The following is a 22,553-nucleotide window of genomic DNA, read 5'->3' as shown; positions in this document are numbered from 1 at the left end:
GCAACCTATTGCCGCTGCTTGCGTCAAGTGACGGAGGCAGCGGCACTCGCGCCGCTGCCTCCGTCATGCTCACATCTCGTCAGTTCTTAGGCCCGGCCGTCACCTCGCGTACGGCGACCCTTCGGCCCGGTCCGCAGTCTCACGGCGTTTTGGTGGTGCCCGGGTGCTCACCCGGCGTCGCGAGTTCGGCGACGGCGTCGGCACCGACGACCGCACCGGTCGACTTCTTGCCGCGACGCAACCGGCCCTCGAGCCAGCTCGCGAAGCTCGTCAGGCTGAAGTTCAGCACGATGTAGATCACGGCCACGACCGTGAAGCTGGCGATCGTGTTGGCGCCGTAGTACGCGCTCATCGGGCCGACCGAGGCGAGCAGCTCCGGGAAGGTGAGGACCGCGCCGCCGAGCGCTGTGTCCTTCACGATGACGACGAGTTGGCTGACGATCGCCGGGAGCATCGCCGTGACCGCCTGCGGCAGCAGGATGAACCGCATGACCTGGTTCTTGCGCAGGCCGACCGCCATGGCCGCCTCGGACTGTCCCTTGGGCAGGGACAGGATGCCCGCGCGGACGATCTCCGCGAGGACCGAGGAGTTGTAGAGCACGAGGCCGGTGACGACCGCATAGAACGGACGGTCGTCCGAGCTTACGTCCGTGTACTGGGAGTAGGCGGCCACAGCGAAGATCATGAGGACCAGCACCGGGATGGCGCGGAAGAACTCCACGATCGCACTCGCCGGGACGCGGACCCAGGCATGGTCCGAGAGCCGCGCGATGCCGAAGAAGGCTCCCAGCGGCAGCGCGATCACCATCGCGAGCGCCGCGGCCTTCAGCGTGTTCTTGAGGCCCGGTAGGAGGTACGTGGTCCAGGCCTCGGAGTGGACGAAGGGCTTCCACTTGTCCCAGGTGAGCTGTCCCTTGTCGTCGAGGTTCTTGAACACCCACCACGCCACGGCGGCGAGTCCGACTATGAACAACACCGTGTAGAGGATGTTGCGCCGCTTGGCCCGGGGGCCCTGGGCGTCGTACAGGATGGAGGTCATCGCTTCACCGCCACCTTCTTGCCCACCCAGCCGAGCAGCAGGCCGGTCGGCAGCGTCAGGCACATGAATCCGAAGGCGAAGACGGCCGAGATCGCGACGAGCTGAGCCTCGTTCTCGATCATCTCTTTCATCAGGGTCGCCGCTTCGGCCACGCCGATCGCAGCCGCCACCGTGGTGTTCTTCGTCAGCGCGATCAGCACGTTCGTCAGCGGGCCGACGACCGAACGGAAGGCTTGTGGCAGCACGATCAGCGTCAGGACCTGGGTGAAGTTCAGGCCGATGGCGCGTGCTGCCTCCGCCTGGCCCACCGGGACCGTGTTGATGCCCGAACGCAGTGCCTCACAGACGAAGGCGGAGGTGTAGGCGATCAGACCCAGCACGGCAAGCCGGAAGTTGATCGTGTCGAAGTTGCTCGATCCGAGGCTGACACCCAGGGTCTGGTTGAGGCCCAGTGAGGTGAACAGAATGATCACGGTGAGCGGGATGTTCCGCACGATGTTCACGTAGGCGGTGCCGAAACCGCGCATGAGGGGCACAGGGCCGACGCGCATGGCCGCCAGCATCGTTCCCCAGATGAGGGAGCCGATGGCTGAGAAGACGGCGAGTTTCACCGTCACCCAGAAGGCTCCCAGCAGGTCGTAACCTTCAAGAAAGTCGAACACGATCTCCCGCGCTTCCGCGTGTGGCGATGCCCGGGTGCGCCACCCCCCGTGGGTGGCGCACCGTCGGGCCCTGCTCAGCTGACGACGTTGCCGATCTTCGGCGCCTGCTCGTTCTTGTACTTCGCCGGGCCGAAGTTCTTGTCGACGGCCTTCTGCCACGAACCGTCGGCGACCATCTCTTCGAGCGCCTTGTTGATCTTGGCCTTGAGGTCGCTGCCCTTCTTGACGCCGATGCCGTAGTTCTCGTTGGTCATCTTGAAGCCGCCGAGCTTGAACTTGCCCTTGAAGTTCGACTGCGCCGCGTAACCCGCGAGGATGGAGTCGTCCGTCGTCAGGGCGTCGATCGCCTTGTTCTGCAGGCCGGTCAGACACGCCGAGTACGTCGGGTACTTCTGGAGCTGCGCCTTGGGGGCCAGCTTGTCGTGCACGTTCTGGGCCGAGGTCGAACCCGTCACCGAGCACAGCTTCTTGCTGTTGAGGTCCGCCGGCGACTTGATGGAGTTGTCGTCGGCGCGGATCAGGACGTCCTGGTGGGCCAGCAGGTACGGGCCGGCGAAGTCGACGAGCTGCTGGCGCTCAGGGGTGATCGAGTAGGAGGCGGCGATGAAGTCGACGTCACCGCGCTTCAGCATGTTCTCGCGGTCGGCGCTCTTCGACTCCTTCCACTGGATCTGGTCGGCCTTGTAGCCGAGCTTCTTGGCGACGTACGTCGCGACGTCAACGTCGAAGCCGGAGTAACCCTGCGGGGTCTTCTGGCCGATGCCGGGCTGGTCGAACTTGATGCCGATGGTGATCTTCTTGCCGCCGCCCGACGACCCGTTGTCGTCCTTGTCGCCCGAGCCGCACGCCGTGGCCGTGACCGCGAGCGCGAGGACGGCGGCCGAGGCGGCGGTGACCTTGCGGAGCTTCATGGTGAACATCCTTTGACTGGTGAAGAGATGCAGTTCTTCAGGAACGAACGAGGGACTTCGGGGCCGGACCTTCGTCGGCGAGACCGGCCGTGAAGAAGTGCAGGACGTCAGTGGTGCAGGATCTTCGACAGGAAGTCCTTGGCACGATCGCTGCGCGGGTTGCTGAAGAACTGGTCCGGCACAGCCTCTTCGACGATGCGACCGTCGGCCATGAACACCACCCGATTGGCGGCGGAACGGGCGAAGCCCATCTCATGGGTGACGACGATCATGGTCATGCCGTCCCTGGCGAGCTGCTGCATGACCTCGAGGACCTCGTTGATCATCTCGGGGTCCAGCGCCGAGGTCGGCTCGTCGAAGAGCATGACCTTGGGGTCCATGGCCAGCGCCCGGGCGATCGCGACACGCTGCTGCTGGCCGCCCGACAGCTGTGCGGGGTACTTGTCCGCCTGCGTGCCGACGCCGACGCGGTCGAGAAGCGTCCGGGCCTTCTCCTCCGCGGCCTTCTTGTCGGCCTTGCGGACCTTGATCTGCCCCAGCATCACGTTCTCGAGCACCGTCTTGTGCGCGAAGAGGTTGAAGGACTGGAAGACCATGCCCACGTCGGCCCGCAGCCGGGCGAGTGCCTTGCCCTCCTCGGGCAACGGCTTGCCGTCGATCGAGATGTCACCCGAGTCGATGGTCTCCAGGCGGTTGATGGTGCGGCACAGAGTGGACTTTCCGGACCCGGAGGGCCCGATGACCACGACGACCTCGCCGCGGGCGATCGTCAGGTCAATGTCCTGGAGCACGTGCAACGCGCCGAAGTGCTTGTTGACGCCCTTCAGGACGACCAGTTCCTCGGCCGCGGCCACGGCGTCCTTGGCCACCGATGCTTCGGTCATCGCTTTTTGGCTCCATCCTCCTCGGTTTCGGAGGACAGTAGTAACCCCGCACGACCAGCGTCATTACATCTGAGGGGAACTTGAGCATCACGATCCGGTAGCAATCGGACACGTGTCGTAGCAGGGGGTACGCGGTCGCGTACCGGCTGGGTAACGGAAGCCGTCGGCAACCCGATGGCTCTTGACGCCATCCTTGTCCATCGGCGTGACTTCCACAGTGCACGCGCGCGTGTGTCGCGTTCCTACAAGCCGAGACCGTATGACCGATGAACCGGAGGGGGCCGGAATGAGACTGCTCCTCGTCGAGGACGACAACCATGTCGCCGCCGCCCTGTCCGCGGTGCTGGCGCGACACGGTTTCGACGTCACGCACGCCCGCAGCGGCGAGGAGGCGCTCCAGGCACTGGTGCCGGAGTGCGACGGCTTCGGGGTCGTCCTGCTCGACCTGGGACTGCCCGACCAGGACGGCTACGAGGTGTGCGGCAAGATCCGCAAGCGGACCAGCACCCCGGTGATCATGGTCACCGCCCGCTCCGACGTACGCTCGCGCATCCACGGCCTCAACCTCGGCGCCGACGACTACGTGGTGAAGCCGTACGACACCGGAGAGCTGCTCGCCCGTATCCACGCCGTCAGCCGGCGCAGCGTACCGGACGAGGCCGCCACCCACGGCGAGACCGCGCTGCGCCTCGGGCCCGTGCACATCGAACTCCCCAACCGTCAGGTCACCGTCGACGGTTCGACCGTCCAACTGACCCGCAAGGAGTTCGATCTCCTCGCACTGCTGGCCCAGCGGCCCGGAGTGGTCTTCCGCCGGGAACAGATCATCAGCGAGGTGTGGCGCACCAGTTGGGAGGGGACCGGGCGCACCCTGGAGGTGCACGTCGCGTCCCTGCGTTCCAAACTGCGCATGCCGGCGCTGATCGAGACCGTACGCGGCGTCGGGTACCGGCTCGTCGCCCCGGTGTCGTAGCGGGGCCGGGTGCGCACACGTCTTCTGCCGCTGCTCATCGTCCTGATGGCCGCCGTGCTGCTGGCGCTCGGCGTCCCGCTGGCCGTGAGTGTGGCGGCGGCCGAGCAGCAACGGGTGGTCGTCGACCGCATCGACGACACGGCGCGCTTCGCGGCCCTCGCCCAGTTCGTCACGGACCCGCCGACCGCGGCCCCGGAGAACTTCACCGACGAACGCGGCCAGACCCTGCGCACGGAACTCGCCCGCTACTACAGCGTGTACGGCATCCGGGCCGGCGTCTTCTACCGCAACGACACGCCCATGGCCAACGCGCCGGACACCTGGTTCCTGCCCAAGAAGGGCGCGGCGCGCGACGCGTTCAACGAGGCCCGCGTCAGCCGGCGCAGCCACGACCCGCAACAGGTCTGGCCCTGGCAGCGGCACCGCCTCGTCGTCGCCTCCCCGGTCATCAGGGACGGTGACGTCATCGCCGTCGTCGTCACCGACTCGCCGACCGGGCAGATGCGCTCCAAGACCCTGCACGGCTGGCTGATCATCGGCGCGGGCGAGATCGCCGCGATGCTGCTCGCCCTCGGCGCGGCGCTGCGCCTCACCGGCTGGGTCCTCAGGCCGGTACGCGTCCTGGACGCCACCACCCACGACATCGCGACCGGGCGTCTGAAGTCCCGGGTGGCGGCCGCGGGCGGCCCACCGGAACTCAGACGCCTGGCCCGGTCGTTCAACGAGATGGCGGACAACGTCGAAGAGGTCCTGGAGCAGCAGCGCGCCTTCGTCGCCGACGCCTCGCACCAGCTGCGCAATCCGCTCTCGGCGCTGCTGCTGCGCATCGAGCTGCTCGCCCTGGAACTGCCCGAGGGCAATGAGGAGATCGCGTCGGTCCGTACCGAGGGCAAACGGCTCGCCCAGGTGCTCGACGACCTTCTCGACCTGGCGCTCGCCGAGCACGCCGAGGCCGACCTCCGGCTCACCGACATCGGCGCCCTGACGGCCGAGCGCGTGGCGTCCTGGCAGCCCGTCGCCGAGAGCAAGGGCGTTCGGCTCGCGGGGACCTGCCCGGCCACCACGGCCTGGGCGGACCCCGTCACGCTGTCCAGCGCCCTGGACGCGGTCATCGACAACGCGGTGAAGTTCACACCCGAGGGAGGAAGCGTCGACGTGGAGGTCGCCTCGAACGGGGAGGCCTCGACGATCGTCGTGACCGACGGCGGTCCCGGCCTCAGCGACGAGGACCTGGCTCGCATCGGGGACCGGTTCTGGCGCAGCGCGGGACACCAGAACATCAAGGGCTCGGGCCTCGGCCTGTCCATCTCGCGCGCGCTGCTCTCGGCGGGCGGCGGCTCGATCGCGTACGACCACCACGAGCCGCACGGCCTGCGGGTCACGGTGAAGGTGCCGAGGTCGGGGCCAGCCGCCTGAGCGGCCACCGTCGTGCCGTGGACAGGGCTTGATCGACCGCCCTCGTGCGGAGCCTCGGCCTGAGGAGCGGCCTCCCACGCGCGGCCCGGCCGCGTCCCGGCCGCCGTGGCGCGCGGCCAGGGCTTGAGTGGGGTCAGGGCTTGATCGACCGGTAGTAGCGGCGGGCGCCCTCGTGCAGCGGCAGGGGGTCGGTGTAGATGGCCGTGCGCAGGTCGACGAGTTGCGCCGCGTGCACCACGGAGCCGATACGGTCGCGGCTGGCGATCACCGTGCGGGTGAGCTCCTGGGTGAGCTGCGCGTCCGCGTCCTCCCGCGTGATCAGGTAATTGGCCACCGCCAGCGTCTGCACGGACATGCCGCGCTGAGCCTTCGGGTAGGCGTCGGCGGGCATCACCGCGGCGCGGTAGTAGCGGGAGGCGCCACCCTGCTCGTGCAGCTTCTTGATGAGTTTGCCGCCGATCGGGACGAGCCTGATGCTGTCCGTCCTGGACAGTTCCAGCACGGCGCTCGTCGGCAGGCCGCCGGACCAGAAGAAGGCGTCTATCTTGTGCCGCTTGAGCAGGCCCGGCATGGTCGCGATGCCGTCGGCCACCGGGCGGATGTCCTCGTCGGGGTCGAGCCCGGCCGCCTGGAGCACATGGTTCGCGATCAGCCGTACCCCGGAGCCGCTCGGTCCCACGGCGACGGTCTTGTTCCGCAGGTCCGCCACCGACCTCACCGACGACGAGCGCGGGACCACCAGGTGCACGTAGTCGTCGTAGAGCCGGGCGCAGCCCCGCAGCCGCTTCGCCCCCTGCTTGCCGTGCAGCAGGTACGTCTCCACCGCGTCGGCCGCCGCGATGGTGAAGTCGGCCGTCCCCGTGGCCACCCGCTGGACGTTCTCCTGGGAGCCGTCGCTGTTCTGCAGCTGCACATCCAGGCGGGGGAGGTCCTTGGCGATGGCGTCCTGGAGGAGGGTGCCGTACTTCTGGTAGACCCCGGTCGGCGTGCCCGTGCTGAACCTGACCCTCCCGCTGGGCGACTCCTCGCCCAGCGGCAGCAGCCACCACAGCAGCAGCCCGAAGACCACGAACGCGGCCGCCGAGCCGAGCAGCGCGCGGCGCCGGCCGATACGGGGGAGTGCCTGAAGCATTCCGCGATCCTGCCAGGCGTGGGCTGCCATGACCAGGGCCGTCCCGGCCGACCGCGCGGGCACCTCCCGGATCGGTAGGGTCACCGGATGCAGTCCTCCCACCCCTCCCAGGACCCCGCGCCCGGCGTCCCGGCCCCCGCCTCCTCCGTCCCGGACATCTCCTCCGCCGTCCCCGTGCCTTCGCCCCGTACGCCTGGTGCCCCTGCGGCGTCGCCCGCGTCCCTGGTGCGCGAGTTCCACCTCGCGTTCGGTCTGGACGCCCGCAGTACCCCGACCGAGGTGTCCCCGGCCCTGGCCGCCCACCGCGGTGACCTGCTCGCCGAGGAGGCCGCCGAGGTCGCCGAAGTCTCGGTCGGCGGTCCGCTCGACAGGCTGGCGCACGAGCTGGCCGACGTCGTGTACGTGGCCTACGGCACCGCGCTCGTCCACGGCATCGACCTGGACGCGGTGATCGCAGAGGTCCACCGGTCCAACATGACGAAGCTGGGTCCCGACGGCCGGGTCGCCCGCAGGGCCGACGGCAAGGTCCTCAAGGGGGACCACTACAGGGCCCCGGACGTCGCCCGGATCCTTCGCGGTCAGGGCTGGGCGGCCGCTGAGACATAGGGCGACAGGAGGTACCCCGGGTACCGCCTACCCTTGTCACATGAGCAGCAGCGACCGGAGTCAGGCAGTGGACGTTCAGGAACCCAAGACCTACGAAGTGCGCACTTACGGGTGCCAGATGAACGTGCACGACTCCGAACGGCTCTCCGGGCTCCTCGAGGGCGCCGGCTACGTGCGTGCGCCCGAGGGGTCGGACGGCGACGCCGACGTGGTCGTCTTCAACACCTGCGCCGTCCGGGAGAACGCCGACAACCGGCTGTACGGCAACCTCGGCCGCCTCGCCCCGATGAAGTCGAAGCGCCCCGGGATGCAGATCGCCGTCGGTGGCTGCCTGGCCCAGAAGGACCGCGACACCATCGTGAAGAAGGCGCCCTGGGTGGACGTCGTCTTCGGAACGCACAACATCGGCAAGCTGCCGGTCCTCCTGGAGCGCGCCCGCGTCCAGGAAGAGGCCCAGGTCGAGATCGCCGAGTCCCTGGAGGCGTTCCCTTCGACGCTGCCCACTCGGCGGGAGAGCGCCTACGCCGCCTGGGTCTCCATCTCCGTCGGCTGCAACAACACGTGCACCTTCTGCATCGTCCCGGCGCTGCGCGGCAAGGAGAAGGACCGCAGGACGGGCGACATCCTGGCCGAGATCGAGGCGCTCGTCGGCGAGGGCGTCTCCGAGATCACGCTGCTCGGACAGAACGTGAACGCCTACGGGAGCGACATCGGGGACCGCGAGGCCTTCAGCAAGCTGCTGCGGGCGTGCGGGCAGATCGAGGGCCTGGAGCGCGTCCGCTTCACCTCCCCGCACCCGCGCGACTTCACGGACGACGTGATCGCCGCGATGGCGGAGACCCCGAACGTGATGCCGCAGCTGCACATGCCGCTCCAGTCCGGCTCGGACACCGTGCTGAAGGCCATGCGCCGCTCGTACCGCCAGGACCGCTACCTGGGGATCATCGAGAAGGTGCGCGCGGCCATCCCGCACGCGGCGATCACCACCGACATCATCGTGGGCTTCCCCGGCGAGACCGAGGAGGACTTCGAGCAGACCATGCACGTGGTCCGCGAGGCCCGGTTCACCCAGGCGTTCACCTTCCAGTACTCCAAGCGCCCCGGAACGCCGGCGGCCACCATGGAGGGGCAGATCCCCAAGGATGTCGTCCAGGCGCGCTACGAGCGTCTCGTCGCGCTCCAGGAGGAGATCTCCTGGGACGAGAACAAGAAGCAGGTCGGCCGCACCGTGGAGCTGATGGTCGCCGAGGGTGAGGGCCGCAAGGACGGCGCCACCCACCGGCTCTCCGGCCGCGCCCCCGACAACCGCCTGGTCCACTTCACCAAGCCGGACGAAGAGGTACGCCCCGGAGACGTGGTCACCGTCGAGATCACGTACGCCGCCCCGCACCATCTGCTCGCCGAGGGCCAGGTCCTCGACGTGCGCCGCACGCGCGCGGGGGACGCCTGGGAGAAGCGCAACGCCGCCGAGGCCGCGAAGCCGGCAGGTGTCATGCTCGGGCTGCCGAAGATCGGCGTGCCCGCACCGCTCCCGGTCGCCACGGGCAGCGGCTGCGGCTGCGACTGAACCGGCCTGACCGGGGCCGGTCGACCCCGGCCTGCCAGGCGCAGGGCCTGCCCCGGCCTGCTCGGGGCAGGGCTGACGCGCGCCTCAGACCCGCGAGTGGGGTAGGGCTGACGTGAGCCGCAGACCCCGCGAGTGGGCAGGGCTGACGTGAGCCGCAGACCCCGCGAGTGGGGCAGGGCTGACGTGAGCCGCAGACCCCGCGAGTGGGCTCGTCGGGGAAGGCTCGCCCGGCTGCATGCGCACGCGCTCCCCTTCCTGCTCACGGGCTTGAAGGGGACTCAGGGCTCATCGCCCACCGGGCGCGTTACGCTGCGGATCATGCTTGTAGCCGCCGCAGTCTGCCCCTGCCCTCCGCTGCTCGTCCCCGGCGTCGCCGCCGGCGCGGCCCCCGAGCTGGACGCCGCGCGCGCCGCCTGCACCGACGCGGTGGGACTGCTGGCCGCCTCCCGACCCGACCTGCTGGTCGTCGTGGGGCCGGCCGACGAGTCCGGGCGCGGGACGTTCCCGCAAGGAGCACCCGGCTCCTTCCGCGGGTTCGGCGTCGATCTCGACGTGCACCTCGGGGGAGAGGGGCCTGCCCCGGCCGCGGTGGAGCGCGGGCTGCCGCCGTCGCTGGCCGTCGCCGCGTGGCTGCTGGAGCGGACGGACTGGTCCGACTCCCCCGTCGAGGGTCTCGGTGTGGGCGAACCCCTCGCGGCCGAGCGCTGCATCCAGGCCGGGCAGGCGATCGCCGGACGGGCCGGGCGGGTGGCGCTGCTGGTGATGGGCGACGCCAGCGCGTGCCGGACCCTCAAGGCGCCGGGCTACCTCGACGAGCGCGCGGAGGCCTTCGACGCCGAGGTCGCCCGTGCACTGGGAGCGGCGGACCTGACGGCGCTGAAGGCGCTCGACACCGAGCTGGCGTACGAACTCAAGGCCTCCGGCCGAGCCGCCTGGCAGGTCCTCGCCGGCGCTGCCGAGGGCGCGGGGCTGGGCGGCGCGCTGCTCTACGAGGACGCTCCTTACGGGGTGGGATACCTGGTCGCGGCCTGGTCGTAGCGGGCCTGCCGGTGCGCGCGGGCCGACGGGGCAGGCCGGGCGTGAAAACGGCGGACGGCCGAGAGCCTGGTGCGCTCCGCGGCCGTCCGCCGATATGTGGTGCTGTTCAGGATGCCGGAGGCGGGGACGGCGCGTCCGGCGGGGGCGTGGGCCCGCCACTGTCCTTGTGCGCGAGTCGGTCCATGGCACCCTTCGCCTTGTCCGTGCCCGTGTGGATCTTGTCGCTGTACTTGTGCTTGGTCTTCTCGTCGACCACCTTCGCGGCCTTGTCCAGACCGTCGGTGACCTTGCCCCCGTGCTGCTGCGCGAGGTCCGAGACCTTGTCCTTCGCAGGCGCCAGCTTGGACTTCAATGTCTCCAGGAGACTCATGGTTCCCCTTCTCTCGCGGGACAGTTACTTGCGGGCGCCCTCACCGGCCTCGTTGTCCGCGGCCTTGTCGGCCGTCTGCTGCTGAGGAATCTCCACGTCCTCCTCGGCGGCGGTCGCCGCGGGCTTCTCCGCGGTGGCCGGGTCTCCGGTCTCGGACGATGCCTTAGCCTCCTCCACCGCCTCCGCCTCGGCGCCGGCCCCGCGCGGGCCGGTCCGCACCTCGGCGGTCGACGCCTCCTCCGTGGCCTTCGACTTCCGGAGAAGCCGTGCAAAAACGCCCATATCCACTCCATACGTTACTCGTGAGGGCGAAATCCCGCGTCACCCGGTGCGTCCCATTGCGTCGCCCGGGTCACCGGTCCTCGAAAACCGGCGGCTGGAACCTCGCAACAGGCAACGAGGTCGGACTCGTGGCGTCACGTAGCTCGTTCGAGAAGAGCCCGCGAGGTTTGCGAGACTGGGGCGGTGAGTAGCGCACCCCCCGCCCCCAGGGTCATCGCCGTCGTAGGACCGACCGCGGCAGGAAAGTCTGATCTGGGCGTTTTCCTCGCCCGACGCCTCGGAGGCGAGGTCGTCAACGCCGACTCGATGCAGTTGTACCGAGGGATGGACATCGGCACCGCCAAGCTGACGCCCGAGGAGCGCGACGGCGTCCCGCACCACCTCCTGGACATCTGGGACGTCACGGTCACGGCCAGCGTCGCCGAGTACCAGCGGCTCGCCCGCGCCCGTATCGACGCCCTGCTCGCCGAGGGCCGCTGGCCGATCCTGGTCGGGGGTTCCGGCCTGTACGTCCGCGGGGCCGTCGACAACCTCGAGTTCCCCGGCACCGACCCCGAGGTGCGGGCCCGCCTGGAGGAGGAGCTCGGCCTGCGCGGATCGGGCGCCCTGCACGCCCGTCTGGCCGCGGCCGACCCCGAGGCCGGCCGCGCGATCCTGCCCAGCAACGGCCGGCGCATCGTCCGCGCCCTCGAAGTCATCGAGATCACCGGGAAGCCCTTCACCGCCAACCTGCCGGGTCACGACTCCGTCTACGACACCCTCCAGATCGGCGTCGACGTGGCGCGCCCCGAGCTCGACGACCGCATCACCCGCCGGGTCGACCGCATGTGGGACGCGGGGCTCGTCGACGAGGTGCGCGCGCTGGAGGCGCAGGGCCTGCGCGAGGGGCGCACGGCATCGCGTGCGCTCGGATACCAGCAAGTGCTTTCGGCTCTCGCGGGCGAATGCACAGAGGAGGAGGCGCGCGCGGAGACCGTGCGCGCCACCAAACGCTTCGCGCGTCGACAGGATTCCTGGTTCCGTCGCGACCCCCGGGTCCACTGGCTCAGCGGCGCTGCGGCGGATCTCACAGAACTCCCGGAACTCGCACTGGCGTTGGTCGAACGACCGGTTACAGCCTGATCACGTCATGGCATCGGGACGCTCCGGCCGTCATCGCGGCCTCCGGCGCCGTGCCATCATCGAGCTTCGATCGACCAGTGAAGTCCGAGTTGGGAGGGCGCGTGGCGATGGAGGCCGGCCCTCGCGACACAGCACGAGACACCGAGCACGGTGCCGATCCGGACGAAGACCGTCCGGGCATCGGCCCCGATGGAGATCGTCTGAGCATCGACCCGGACGGAGACGGTCTGAACCCCGAGCCGGACGCGGAGCGACTGAGCTCCGACGGTCCGGAGGACACCCCGGGCGGTGTGACCGCCGACGGGCCCGGGCTGGACGAGATGTCCCCGGGACCCGAGGTCGAGGTCGAGCTGCGCCCGCAGCGCAGGCTGCGCATCTGGCAGCTCGCGCCCATCGTGGGGCTGGCCGCGACCGGGTCGCTGATGTTCGCCTTCCCGCTGGCCTTCGAGTTCGGTGACGGCGGAGCCGTCGTCGCCATGCTCGGCCTGCTGATCTGCTCGTGCGCCGCGGGCTGGGGCATGATGGCCGCACGCCGCGTCGGCTACACCTGGCCGGGCTTCCCGCCGCGGGGCTCCGGCCGCCGCCCGGACTGGCGGGTGGCGATCGCGTACACGGTGGTCGTCGCCGCGGTGGCGGTGCTCGCCGTGTGGCGCGTGGCGCGGCTGCGCTGATCCCGCCGTCGCCCGTGCCCACGGGCCCGCGGCGGCGGGAGTGTCGTACCGACCCCGTACGATCGAGGAATGAGCACGCGGATCGCCTTCCTCAAGGGCCACGGGACCGAGAACGACTTCGTGATCATCCCGGACCCGGAGAACGCCATCGACCTGCCCCCGGCCACCGTCGCCGCCCTGTGCGACCGGCGTGCGGGCATCGGCGGCGACGGTCTGCTGCACGTCGTCAGGTCCGCCGCGCACCCCGAGGCCAGGGCGATGGCCGCCGAGGCGGAGTGGTTCATGGACTACCGCAATGGCGACGGCTCGACCGTCGAGATGTGCGGCAACGGCGTGCGGGTCTTCGCGCGCTATCTCCAGCGTGCCGGGCACGTGGCCGAAGGGGACATCGCGGTCGCCACCCGCGGGGGCGTGAAGACCGTGCACCTGGCCAAGGACGGGGACGTCACGGTCGGCATGGGCAAGGCAGTCCTCCCCGAAGGCGACGTGACCGTCCGCGTCGACGGGCGCAGCTGGCCCGCCCGCAACGTGAACATGGGCAATCCGCACGCGGTGGCCTTCGTCGACGACCTCGCGCACGCCGGCGATCTGTTCACGCCCCCGCCGTTCAGCCCGGCGTCGGCCTACCCGGACGGGGTCAATGTCGAGTTCGTGGTCGACCGCGGACCGCGCCACGTGGCCCTGCGGGTGCACGAGCGCGGCGTCGGAGAGACCCGCTCGTGCGGCACGGGCGCGTGCGCGGTGGCCGTCGCCACGGCGCGCCGCGACGGCGCCGACCCGGCCATGACGGGCACGCCCGCGACGTACACCGTCGACGTGCCCGGCGGGCGCCTGGTCATCACCGAGCGCCCGGACGGCGAGATCGAGATGACGGGGCCCGCGGTGATCGTTGCCGAGGGCGAGTTCGACACGGAATGGCTGGCCGCCGCGCAGCGCTGAGCCCTCGCGCAGCGCTGAGCCCCCGCACCATCCCGTCCGGCGAACCGCCGACTTCAGCCGCACCCCACGGCACTGCGGTGCAATGCACGCACCGCACCGCACCGGCCCGTTCCGGCCGGGCCGCACGATGGCGGCCGGGATCACATGGCACGGCGGCGCGGTGCATTGCAACGGCCCTTTCCGGCCGGGCCGCAAGGGTCCGGACGGGACCGCACGGCACTGCGCGGCACTGCGCGGCACTGCGCGGCGCCGCACCGGACCGGAGCGCTCCGGTCGAGGTGCCGTTCCCGGTTTTCTCCCCAACCAAAGATCGAGACCGTAAACCCCCAATCCATCGCTCGAATGGGTGATCCGTTTCACGCTCGGCGAGAGGCGGTCAGTCGAGCGTGATGGGCTCGGTAGCATCAAGCACCGGCCCGGACGGGGGATCGAGGCAATCCCCTGAGCCGTGTTCGCCATGGGGCACCCGTCCGCCGGTCTATGCAGCCGGAGGTGCCCATGAGTGCGGAGGCGACGAATCCCGCGACGCCAGGTCCTGCGACGCCCGCCCCCAAGGTCTCGGCCCCGCTGGAGCAGGCGGTCCCCGCGGCACACCGCAGGAAGGGCCGCCCGCGGATCGACCTGCGCCGCCTCGGCAGGGCCGCGCTGCTGGGCCCGGCGGCCCGCGACCGGCTGCCCGACGCCATCGGCCATGTCGCCGACGCGCACCGCGCCCACCACCCCGACGCGGACCTCGAAGCCCTGCGCCGCGCGTATGTGCTGGCCGAGTCCTCGCACCGGGGCCAGATGCGCAAGAGCGGCGAGCCGTACATCACGCACCCCCTCGCGGTGACCCTGATCCTCGCCGAACTCGGCGCGGAGACCACGACGTTGACCGCCTCCTTGCTCCACGACACCGTCGAGGACACGGAAGTGACGCTCGACCAGGTGCGAGAGGAGTTCGGCGAGGAGGTCCGCTACCTGGTCGACGGTGTCACCAAACTGGAGAAGGTCGACTACGGCGCCGCCGCCGAACCCGAGACGTTCCGCAAGATGCTCGTCGCGACCGGCAACGACGTCCGCGTGATGTCGATCAAACTCGCCGACCGGCTGCACAACATGAGGACCCTCGGCGTCATGCGCCCCGAGAAACAGGCGCGGATCGCCAAGGTGACCAGGGACGTGCTGATCCCGCTCGCCGAACGGCTCGGCGTCCAGGTGCTGAAGACCGAGCTGGAGGACCTCGTCTTCGCGATCCTGCACCCCGAGGAGTACGAGCGCACCCGGGAGCTGATCGCCGAGAACGCGGCGCGCGCCGGCGACCCGCTCGCGGAGATCGCCGACGAGGCCCGCGCGGTCCTGCGCGACGCGGGCATCCAGGCCGAAGTCCTCGTGAGGCCAAGGCACTTCGTCTCCGTGCACCGGGTGTCGCGCAAGCGCGGACCGATGCGTGGCGCCGACTTCGGGCGGCTCCTGGTGCTGGTGAACGAGGACGCGGACTGTTACGGCGTCCTGGGCGAACTGCACACCTGCCTCACCCCGGTGGTCTCGGAGTTCAAGGACTTCATCGCCGTCCCCAAGTTCAACCTGTACCAGTCGCTGCACACGGCGGTGGCGCGCGGGGACGGGGAGGTGGCCGAAGTCCTCATCCGCACCCACCAGATGCACAAGGTCGCTGAGGCCGGAGTCATCGCGCTCGGCAGCCCCTACGCCACACCGTCGGAGGACCAGGCCGACGGCGACGGCGAACGGCCCGACGGCGAGCGGGCCGACCCGACCCGCCCCGGCTGGCTGTCCCGGCTCCTCGACTGGCAACAGGGCGCCCCGGACCCGGACACCTTCTGGTCCACCCTGCGCGAGGACCTCGCCCAGGACCGCGAGATCACCGTCTTCCGCGCCGACGGCGGCTCGCTGGGCCTCCCCGAGGGAGCCAGCTGCGTGGACGCGGCGTACGCGCAGTACGGCGAGGACGCCCACGCCTGCATCGGCGCCCGTGTCAACGGCCGTCTGGCGACGCTGAGTACGGTCCTCAAGGACGGCGACACCGTCCAGCTCCTCATGGGCCAGGACCCGGCCTCCGAGCCGTCCAGGGAGTGGCTGGAGCACGCGCACACGCCCGCCGCACGGATCGCCATCCAGCGCTGGCTGGCCGCGCACCCCTCGCCCACCGTCGACCCGTCGTCCGAGGACTCCGAGGGGCCCGATGCCGCGCGCCGCCCGGCCGTCGAGGCCCCCGTCGAGCGTCCCGTCCAGGACGCGCCCGCGGAACGGCCGGCCGCCAGCGCCGTCGTCGACCAGCCGGGCGCGTCCGTACGCCTCGCCGGATGCTGTACGCCCGTACCGCCCGACGAGGTGACCGGCTTCGCCGTGCGCGGGGGAGTGGTGACCGTCCACCGGGTGGAGTGCGCCGGGGCGACGCGCATGAAGAGCGGGGGACGCGCGGAGATCGGCGTGCGCTGGGGAGACACCGCCGAATGCCGCGTCACCCTGGTCGCCGAGTCCTTCGGTCGGCCCCATCTGCTCGCCGACCTCACCGAGGCCATCGCCCTGGAGGGCGTCGCCATCGTCTCGGCCACCGTCGAACCCCCCAGCCAGCAGCGCGTACGCCACACGTACACGCTCCAACTTCCGGACGCGGCGCGCCTGCCCCGCCTGATGCGGGCCATGCGGAACGTGCCGGGGGTGTACGACGTGAGCCGCGCGCAGCACCAGGCTGCGGCCCCGCAATAGGCCGCTGCGCGGACCCGTTCGGGTGGGCAGGGCGCGCGCCGTCACCGTGTGGCGCGTGGGCGCTGGTAGCGGTGTTTCATGCTGCGCAACATCCGCCCCAGGATTCCCCGTCCCCCTACCCGCCGCATCAGGGCCGCTTTGCTCGCCTCGGCCGTCTCCGTCTGCCTGATCGCCGCGAGCGCCCCCTCGCCGGCGACCCCCCTCGGAATCGGCGACCGCCTCTTCCCGCACCTGGGCAACCCGGGATACGACGTCCAGTCGTACGACCTCGCGTTCACCTATCCCGGAGCCAACGACAAGCCGCTCGCGGCCGTCACCACCATCGACGCCCTCACGTCATCCCGGCTGGAACGCATCAACCTCGACTACGCGCACGGCAAGGTGCAATCGGTCGAGGTCAATGGGGAGCGCGCGGCATTCACGAGCGCCGGGCAGGACCTGGTCGTCACGCCCGCGAAGCCGCTGCCGATGGGCAGCCGGCTGCACGTCGTCGTGCATCACACGAGCGACCCGGTCACCGCCGAGGACCAGGACGGCGGCTGGGTCCGCACCAAGGACGGGCTCGCCATGGCCAACCAGGCCGACGCCGCCCACCTTGTCTTCCCGTGCAACGACCACCCCTCCGACAAGGCGATGTTCACCTTCCACGTCACGGCGCCCGACGGGTACACGGCCGTGGCGAACGGACTGCCCGCGGGAGCCGACCGCTCCCGCCGGTCCACCACCTGGTCGTACCGCACCCGGCACCCCATGGCCACCGAGCTGGCGCAGGTCTCCGTCGGCCGGTCCTCCGTGCTGCACCGGAGCGGGCCGCACGGTCTGCCCGTACGGGACGTCGTGCCCACCAAGGACGCCACGAAGCTCGAACCGTGGCTGAAGAAGACCCCCGACCAGATCGCCTGGATGGAGGGCAAGGTCGGCCGGTACCCCTTCGAGACCTACGGGCTGCTCATGGCCGAGGCGCAGACCGGCTTCGAGCTGGAGACGCAGACGCTCTCTCTTTTCGAGAGGGACCTGTTCACAGAGCCCGCGTACCCGAAGTGGTACGTCGAGTCGATCATGGTGCACGAACTGTCGCACCAGTGGTTCGGCGACAGCGTCAGCCCTCGCGCCTGGTCCGACCTGTGGCTCAACGAGGGACACGCCACCTGGTACGAGGCCCTGTACGCGGATGAGAAGGCGCACAAGCCGATGGAGGAGCGGATGCGGGCGGCGTACCGCGCCTCCGACTCCTGGCGCGCGGCCGGAGGCCCGCCCGCGGCACCGAAGGAGCCCGACCCCGGCCAGAAGATCAGCATCTTCCGGCCCAGCGTCTACGACGGAGCGGCACTGGTCCTGTACGCGCTGCGCCAGAAGATCGGGCGCTCGGCCTTCGAGCGCCTGGAGCGGACCTGGGTGAGCGTCCACCGCGACGACGTCGCGTCGACGGACGACTTCGTGGCCCTCGCGACCGCCGTCGCCGGCCGTGACCTGAGCGGGTTCTTCAAAGCATGGCTGTACGACACGAAGACACCGCCGATGCCGGGGCACGAGGACTGGAAGAGCGACCCGCCGAAGGCGCGCAAGGGTGCCTGACAACTCGCGTGACGAGACGGGCCGTGCCGTGCGACCATCTTCGAGTCGCCGACCCGGCCCCTCAGGGGTTCGCCCGGCGGAATCCGGGAATCTCCCGGTGGCCGGGGACGTTCTCCTCTATGACGGACGACGTCCGCCGAACAAGTGTTCCCATCTACGTAAGGATCCAATGACCTCCTCTTCTTCCCCTTCCCAGGACGCGCAGAGCTTCGCGCAGAACTACCCCGAAGGTCTTCGGGCCGATGCCCTGATGGAAGAGGACGTCGCCTGGAGCCACGAGATCGACGGAGACCGGGACGGCGAGCAGTTCGACCGCTCCGAACGCGCGGCGCTACGCCGCGTGGCAGGCCTCTCCACCGAGCTGGAGGACGTCACCGAGGTCGAGTACCGGCAGCTCCGCCTGGAGCGTGTCGTACTCGTCGGTGTCTGGACCACGGGGACCATCCAGGACGCGGACAACTCGCTCGCCGAGCTGGCCGCCCTCGCGGAGACCGCGGGAGCGCTCGTGCTCGACGGCGTCGTCCAGCGCCGCGACAAGCCCGACGCGGCCACGTACATCGGTTCCGGCAAGGCCTACGAGCTGCGCGACATCGTCCTGGAGACCGGTGCCGACACCGTGATCTGCGACGGTGAGCTGAGCCCCGGCCAGCTGATCCACCTCGAGGACGTCGTCAAGGTCAAGGTCATCGACCGCACGGCCCTGATCCTCGACATCTTCGCCCAGCACGCCAAGTCCCGAGAGGGCAAGGCGCAGGTCGCGCTCGCGCAGATGCAGTACATGCTCCCGCGGCTGCGCGGCTGGGGTCAGTCGCTGTCCCGTCAGATGGGCGGCGGCAAGGGCGGCGGCCTCGCCACCCGTGGTCCCGGTGAGACCAAGATCGAGACGGACCGGCGCCGTATCCGCGAGAAGATGGCGAAGATGCGCCGGGAGATCGCGGACATGAAGACCGGCCGCGAGATCAAGCGTCAGGAGCGCCGCCGCAACAAGGTGCCCTCCGTCGCCATCGCCGGTTACACCAACGCGGGCAAGTCCTCGCTGCTCAACCGCCTCACCGGCGCGGGCGTCCTGGTCGAGAACGCGCTGTTCGCGACCCTGGACCCGACCGTGCGCCGGGCGGAGACCCCGAGCGGCAGGCTGTACACGCTGGCCGACACGGTCGGCTTCGTACGGCACCTGCCGCACCACCTGGTCGAGGCGTTCCGCTCCACCATGGAGGAGGTCGGCGACTCCGACCTGATCCTGCACGTGGTGGACGGTTCGCATCCCGCGCCGGAGGAGCAGCTGGCCGCCGTGCGCGAGGTCATCCGCGACGTCGGCGCCACCGATGTGCCGGAGATCGTGGTGATCAACAAGGCGGACGCGGCGGACCCGCTGGTGCTGCAGCGGCTGATGCGGATCGAGAAGCGCTCCATCGCGGTCTCGGCCCGCACCGGTCAGGGCATCGACGAACTGCTCGCGCTCATCGACAACGATCTGCCGCGCCCCTCGGTCGAGATCGAGGCGCTCGTGCCGTACACGCACGGCAAGCTGGTCGCCCGCGCGCACACCGAGGGCGAGGTGATCTCCGAGGAGCACACCCCGGAGGGCACGCTGCTCAAGGCGCGCGTGCACGAGGAACTGGCGGCGGACCTCGCGCCGTACGTTCCGGCACCGGCGTTGTAGTCGCACTCCGGGCTCCGCGACGCCGGAGACCGACGAGCAAGAAGGCCCGCCCCCTCTCGCAGGGGGCGGGCCTTCGTCGTTCCGGGTGAGTGCCTTGGGTGAGGGTGCGGCGCCTGCCGGCCTCGCGTGCGACGGCGTTCCGCCGGCGCCGCGTGCGACGCTGCTTACTGGCCGCCGTACTCCTCGCTCATGCTCTGGTAGAGCGCCTCGGCGCCCCTGCCGAGCTGCGGGCCCGCCAGCCAGGTGTTGTCGGACGGGCCGATCGACGTGTTGGAGACGAGCCTCGTCTCGCCGTCGACCACGCGGAACCAGCCGCCGCCGGAGGAACCGCCGGTCATCGTGCACCCGATCCGGTACATCGTCGGGAGCGCGGGGTCGAGCGAGAGGCGGCCCGGCCGGTCGACGCACTTGAACATGTCGAGACCGTTGTACGGCGGTGCCGCCGGGTAACCCCAGGCCCCCATCGCGTCGACGTCCTGCGCGGACGGCGCCGAGAAGTCCACCGCCAGAGCGTTGCCGACGGTCTCCTCGAGGGACTTGCTCCCCTGTTCCGGCTTCACGTGCAGCACGGCGTAGTCGTACGGCGCGCCGGCACCGCCCGTCTCGTCACCGCCCGAGATCCACTCGTTCGACGTGGAGGCCCAGTCCGCCCACCACTGGCCGTAGGGTGCGATCTCCGACGCCGTGGCGCTGCCCAGCTCGGACTCGGACTTGCCCTGGTCGTTGTACGAGGGCACGAAGGCGATGTTGCGGTACCAGCCGCCGCTGCCGCCGGCGTGCACACAGTGCCCGGCGGTCCACACGAGATTCGACTTGCCGGGGTGGTTCACGTCCTTGACGACCGTGCCCGAGCAGACCATCGAGCCCTCGGGGGAGTCGAAGAACACCTTGCCGACCGGGGCGGCGTACTCGTGGTAGGGGGTCTTCTCGGCCTTGGCGTCGACGGGTGCCGGGTCGGGGTCGCTGACGCCCTGGTCGGCGGCCGCGTCCTTCGCGGAGATCGTTTTGTCGGGGTCCTTCGCCGACTTCATCCGCTCGGGTTTCCACAGACCGTCGATCACCGGGTTGACGAAGTCCTTGGCCTCACTGAGCCACTTGTCCTTGTCCCAGTTCTTCCAGCCGCCGTTCTCCCACTGGCCGACATCGATGCCGTGCTCCTTGAGCCGGTCCTTGATGTCACCCGGGATCTTGATCTTGTCGTCGCCGCCCTGGCTGACGGGCGTGCTCGGCTTGTCGCTCGCCTTGTCGTCATCGGAGTCGCAGGCGGTGGCGGCGAGCGCCAGGGCCGCGACGAGTCCGGTGGCGGCGAACAGGCGCCTTCGCCGGTGAGTCGAACGCATGGTGCCGAAACCCCCCGTTGGAGCTGATGTGTCATGTGCTGATCAGATGTGGGGTGGCCGTGCGCGTAACCCGCCCGGACGCGACACCCCACCATGTCCGTGCGGTCGGGGACGAACGGCGGTGAGCCGGTGAAGTTCCCGTGAGCCGGCCCATCGCCGTCTGTCCGAGCGCCGCTACGTCCTTCGCGTCACTGCCCGGCGAACTTCTCGCTCACCGAGTTGTACACACCCTTGGCCACACTGCCCAGGCGCGGGCCCGCCAGCCAGCCGAACTTGACCGGGCCGATCGAGGTGTTGGACACCAGCGCCGGCTTGCCGTCCGACCCCGCGGCCACCCAGCCGCCGCCGGACGAGCCACCCGTCATGGTGCAGCCGATGCGGTACATCGTCGGGTCCGCCTGCGTGACCGACAGTCGCCCCGGCTTGTCCGTGCACTGGAACAGCTTCTGACCGTCGAACGGCGCCGCCGCCGGATAGCCCGTCGCCGTGAGGCTCGACACCTTCGGCACGGCCGGAGCGTTGAAGTTCACCGGGAGCGCGGAACCGACGGTCTCCTCGAGGGACTTGCCGTCGCTGCCCTTCTCCGGCGTCACATGCAGCACGGCGAAGTCGTACGGGGCACCCTGGCCGCCCGTGGAGCCACCCTGCTCGATCCACTGGTCCGAGGTCTGGGCCCAGTCGCTCCACCACACGCCGTAGGGCGCGACCTGCTGCCGGCCGGCCTTCTCCAACTGCGCGGAGGTCATCCCCGAGTCGTTGTACGAGGGCACGAAGGCGATGTTGCGGTACCAGCCGCCCTTCTTGCCGGCGTGCACGCAGTGGCCCGCGGTCCACACGAGATTGGACTTGCCCGGATGCGCCGGGTCCTCGACCACCGTCGCCGAGCAGACCATCGTGCCCTCGGGGGCGTCGAAGAACACCTTGCCGGCCACCGGCACGCTGCCGTGGTACGCGGGCTTCACGGCCTGCGCCGTCACGGGAGCCGGGGTCGGGTCGGTGACTCCCTGGTCACCGGAGAGATCGCTGTCGTCGACGCCCTTGTCCTTGTCGGGGTCGTCGGCTCCACGCATCCGGTCCGGGTCCCACAGACCCTTGATGATCGGGTTGATGAAGTCGTCCGCCTCGCGCAGCCAGTCGTCCTTGTCCCAGTTCCTCCAGGCGCCGTTCTTCCACTTGTCGACATCGATGCCGTGCTCTTTGAGCTTGTTCTTGATGTCGTCCGGAATCTTGATCTTGTCGTCGCCGCCCTGGGTCGCGGACGCACTGGGCTCGCCACCCGCCTTGTCGTCCCCCGAGTTGCAGGCGGTGGCGGTCAGTGCCAGCGCCGCGGTGAGGCCGATCGCGGCCAGCACGGGGGAGGTTCTGCGGCGCGCGCCCCTCCCTCGACGGGCGGCGAAGGGCGGACGTATGGATCGCATGGTGTAACTCCCCCTGGACGTCAGAGAACTGTGCGCTGCTGGTGCGGGTACGTCGTCGTGTCCGTCGTACGCGTGCGTATGCCGTCGTGTCCGTCGTACGCGTGCGTATATGCGGCTTGGTGCGGACCGGTCAAACCGGACCCCCGGTTCGGGACCTCGGGAAGCCGATCGACCTTGATCGTTCGATAAGGCTGAACGGCACCACACCTTATGCGGTCGCTGTGGGGGACATCCGA

At 70.1% G+C, this 22,553-nt stretch carries 20 protein-coding genes; 11 read left to right on the top strand and 9 right to left on the bottom strand.

Going from position 1 to position 22,553, the window contains the following annotated elements:
* Positions 1 to 139: 139 nt before the first annotated feature.
* The 4 genes from H305_RS0122285 to H305_RS0122270 form a co-directional block, all read right to left on the bottom strand.
* Positions 140 to 1,039, bottom strand: a complete 900-nt coding sequence (locus H305_RS0122285; protein ID WP_028802337.1) for an amino acid ABC transporter permease — start codon at positions 1,037 to 1,039, stop codon at positions 140 to 142.
* Positions 1,036 to 1,701: an amino acid ABC transporter permease gene (locus H305_RS0122280; protein ID WP_028802336.1), complete on the bottom strand. Its 666-nt coding sequence runs from the start codon at positions 1,699 to 1,701 to the stop codon at positions 1,036 to 1,038. The genes H305_RS0122285 and H305_RS0122280 overlap by 4 nt, the downstream gene beginning before the upstream one ends.
* 74 nt (positions 1,702 to 1,775) lie before the next feature.
* Complete coding sequence (locus H305_RS0122275; RefSeq protein ID WP_028802335.1) at positions 1,776 to 2,612, bottom strand: glutamate ABC transporter substrate-binding protein; 837 nt, start codon at positions 2,610 to 2,612, stop codon at positions 1,776 to 1,778.
* Between the two features lie 107 nt (positions 2,613 to 2,719).
* Entirely contained in the window at positions 2,720 to 3,496 is a 777-nt protein-coding gene (locus H305_RS0122270; RefSeq protein ID WP_028802334.1) for an amino acid ABC transporter ATP-binding protein, read from the bottom strand.
* Between the two features lie 286 nt (positions 3,497 to 3,782).
* Between H305_RS0122270 and H305_RS0122265 the strand changes: the two genes are divergently transcribed.
* Together H305_RS0122265 and H305_RS0122260 are read left to right on the top strand one after the other, a co-directional pair.
* Positions 3,783 to 4,469 (top strand): response regulator transcription factor, encoded by a 687-nt coding sequence (locus tag H305_RS0122265; protein WP_028802333.1) that lies wholly within the window; start codon positions 3,783 to 3,785, stop codon positions 4,467 to 4,469.
* Positions 4,470 to 4,478: 9 nt separating this feature from the next.
* Entirely contained in the window at positions 4,479 to 5,885 is a 1,407-nt protein-coding gene (locus H305_RS0122260; protein WP_028802332.1) for a sensor histidine kinase, read from the top strand.
* 133 nt (positions 5,886 to 6,018) lie between these two features.
* Here the strand turns inward: H305_RS0122260 and H305_RS0122255 are convergent, their stop codons facing one another.
* Positions 6,019 to 7,017: a TAXI family TRAP transporter solute-binding subunit gene (locus tag H305_RS0122255; protein ID WP_028802331.1), complete on the bottom strand. Its 999-nt coding sequence runs from the start codon at positions 7,015 to 7,017 to the stop codon at positions 6,019 to 6,021.
* Positions 7,018 to 7,104: 87 nt separating this feature from the next.
* Here H305_RS0122255 and H305_RS0122250 point away from each other — a divergent pair, with 87 nt between their 5' ends.
* The 3 genes from H305_RS0122250 (at position 7,105) to H305_RS0122240 (ending at position 10,228) form a co-directional block, all read left to right on the top strand.
* Positions 7,105 to 7,623 carry a MazG nucleotide pyrophosphohydrolase domain-containing protein gene (locus H305_RS0122250; protein WP_324608113.1) on the top strand — a complete coding sequence of 173 codons (519 nt, stop codon included), beginning with the start codon at positions 7,105 to 7,107 and terminating at the stop codon, positions 7,621 to 7,623.
* A gap of 40 nt (positions 7,624 to 7,663) precedes the next feature.
* Complete coding sequence (gene miaB, locus H305_RS0122245) at positions 7,664 to 9,190, top strand: tRNA (N6-isopentenyl adenosine(37)-C2)-methylthiotransferase MiaB (protein WP_028802329.1); 1,527 nt, start codon at positions 7,664 to 7,666, stop codon at positions 9,188 to 9,190.
* Between the two features lie 318 nt (positions 9,191 to 9,508).
* A complete protein-coding gene (locus H305_RS0122240; protein WP_028802328.1) occupies positions 9,509 to 10,228 on the top strand; it encodes a class III extradiol dioxygenase subunit B-like domain-containing protein in 720 nt (239 codons plus the stop codon).
* A gap of 106 nt (positions 10,229 to 10,334) precedes the next feature.
* Here H305_RS0122240 and H305_RS0122235 read toward each other — a convergent pair whose 3' ends face one another.
* Positions 10,335 to 10,598 (bottom strand): antitoxin, encoded by a 264-nt coding sequence (locus tag H305_RS0122235; RefSeq protein WP_028802327.1) that lies wholly within the window; start codon positions 10,596 to 10,598, stop codon positions 10,335 to 10,337.
* 24 nt (positions 10,599 to 10,622) lie between these two features.
* A complete protein-coding gene (locus H305_RS0122230; RefSeq protein ID WP_028802326.1) occupies positions 10,623 to 10,880 on the bottom strand; it encodes a hypothetical protein in 258 nt (85 codons plus the stop codon).
* Between the two features lie 183 nt (positions 10,881 to 11,063).
* Between H305_RS0122230 and miaA the strand changes: the two genes are divergently transcribed.
* The 6 genes from miaA to hflX all read left to right on the top strand — a co-directional run bounded on the left by miaA (position 11,064) and on the right by hflX (position 19,559).
* Entirely contained in the window at positions 11,064 to 12,002 is a 939-nt protein-coding gene (miaA, locus tag H305_RS0122225; RefSeq protein WP_028802325.1) for a tRNA (adenosine(37)-N6)-dimethylallyltransferase MiaA, read from the top strand.
* Between the two features lie 107 nt (positions 12,003 to 12,109).
* Positions 12,110 to 12,673 carry a hypothetical protein gene (locus tag H305_RS0122220; protein ID WP_078629180.1) on the top strand — a complete coding sequence of 188 codons (564 nt, stop codon included), beginning with the start codon at positions 12,110 to 12,112 and terminating at the stop codon, positions 12,671 to 12,673.
* Between the two features lie 69 nt (positions 12,674 to 12,742).
* A complete protein-coding gene (gene dapF / locus H305_RS0122215) occupies positions 12,743 to 13,612 on the top strand; it encodes a diaminopimelate epimerase (protein ID WP_028802323.1) in 870 nt (289 codons plus the stop codon).
* Between the two features lie 498 nt (positions 13,613 to 14,110).
* On the top strand, positions 14,111 to 16,321 hold the full coding sequence (locus H305_RS0122210; RefSeq protein ID WP_028802322.1) for a RelA/SpoT family protein: 2,211 nt from the start codon (positions 14,111 to 14,113) through the stop codon (positions 16,319 to 16,321).
* Positions 16,322 to 16,399: 78 nt separating this feature from the next.
* Complete coding sequence (locus H305_RS0122205; protein ID WP_037764884.1) at positions 16,400 to 17,896, top strand: M1 family metallopeptidase; 1,497 nt, start codon at positions 16,400 to 16,402, stop codon at positions 17,894 to 17,896.
* Positions 17,897 to 18,065: 169 nt separating this feature from the next.
* Positions 18,066 to 19,559: a GTPase HflX gene (gene hflX / locus H305_RS0122200; RefSeq protein WP_028802320.1), complete on the top strand. Its 1,494-nt coding sequence runs from the start codon at positions 18,066 to 18,068 to the stop codon at positions 19,557 to 19,559.
* 164 nt (positions 19,560 to 19,723) lie between these two features.
* Here the strand turns inward: hflX and H305_RS0122195 are convergent, their stop codons facing one another.
* Positions 19,724 to 20,899, bottom strand: a complete 1,176-nt coding sequence (locus H305_RS0122195; protein WP_028802319.1) for a trypsin-like serine peptidase — start codon at positions 20,897 to 20,899, stop codon at positions 19,724 to 19,726.
* A gap of 188 nt (positions 20,900 to 21,087) precedes the next feature.
* Positions 21,088 to 22,317, bottom strand: a complete 1,230-nt coding sequence (locus H305_RS0122190) for a trypsin-like serine peptidase (RefSeq protein WP_028802318.1) — start codon at positions 22,315 to 22,317, stop codon at positions 21,088 to 21,090.
* Between the last annotated feature and the right edge of the window lie 236 nt (positions 22,318 to 22,553).

The sequence above is a fragment of the Streptomyces sp. 142MFCol3.1 genome, from assembly GCF_000424945.1.
Classification (GTDB): domain Bacteria; phylum Actinomycetota; class Actinomycetes; order Streptomycetales; family Streptomycetaceae; genus Streptomyces; species Streptomyces siamensis.
Note: the sequence above shows the minus strand (reverse complement) of the source record. Positions and strands in the feature narration are given on the sequence as shown.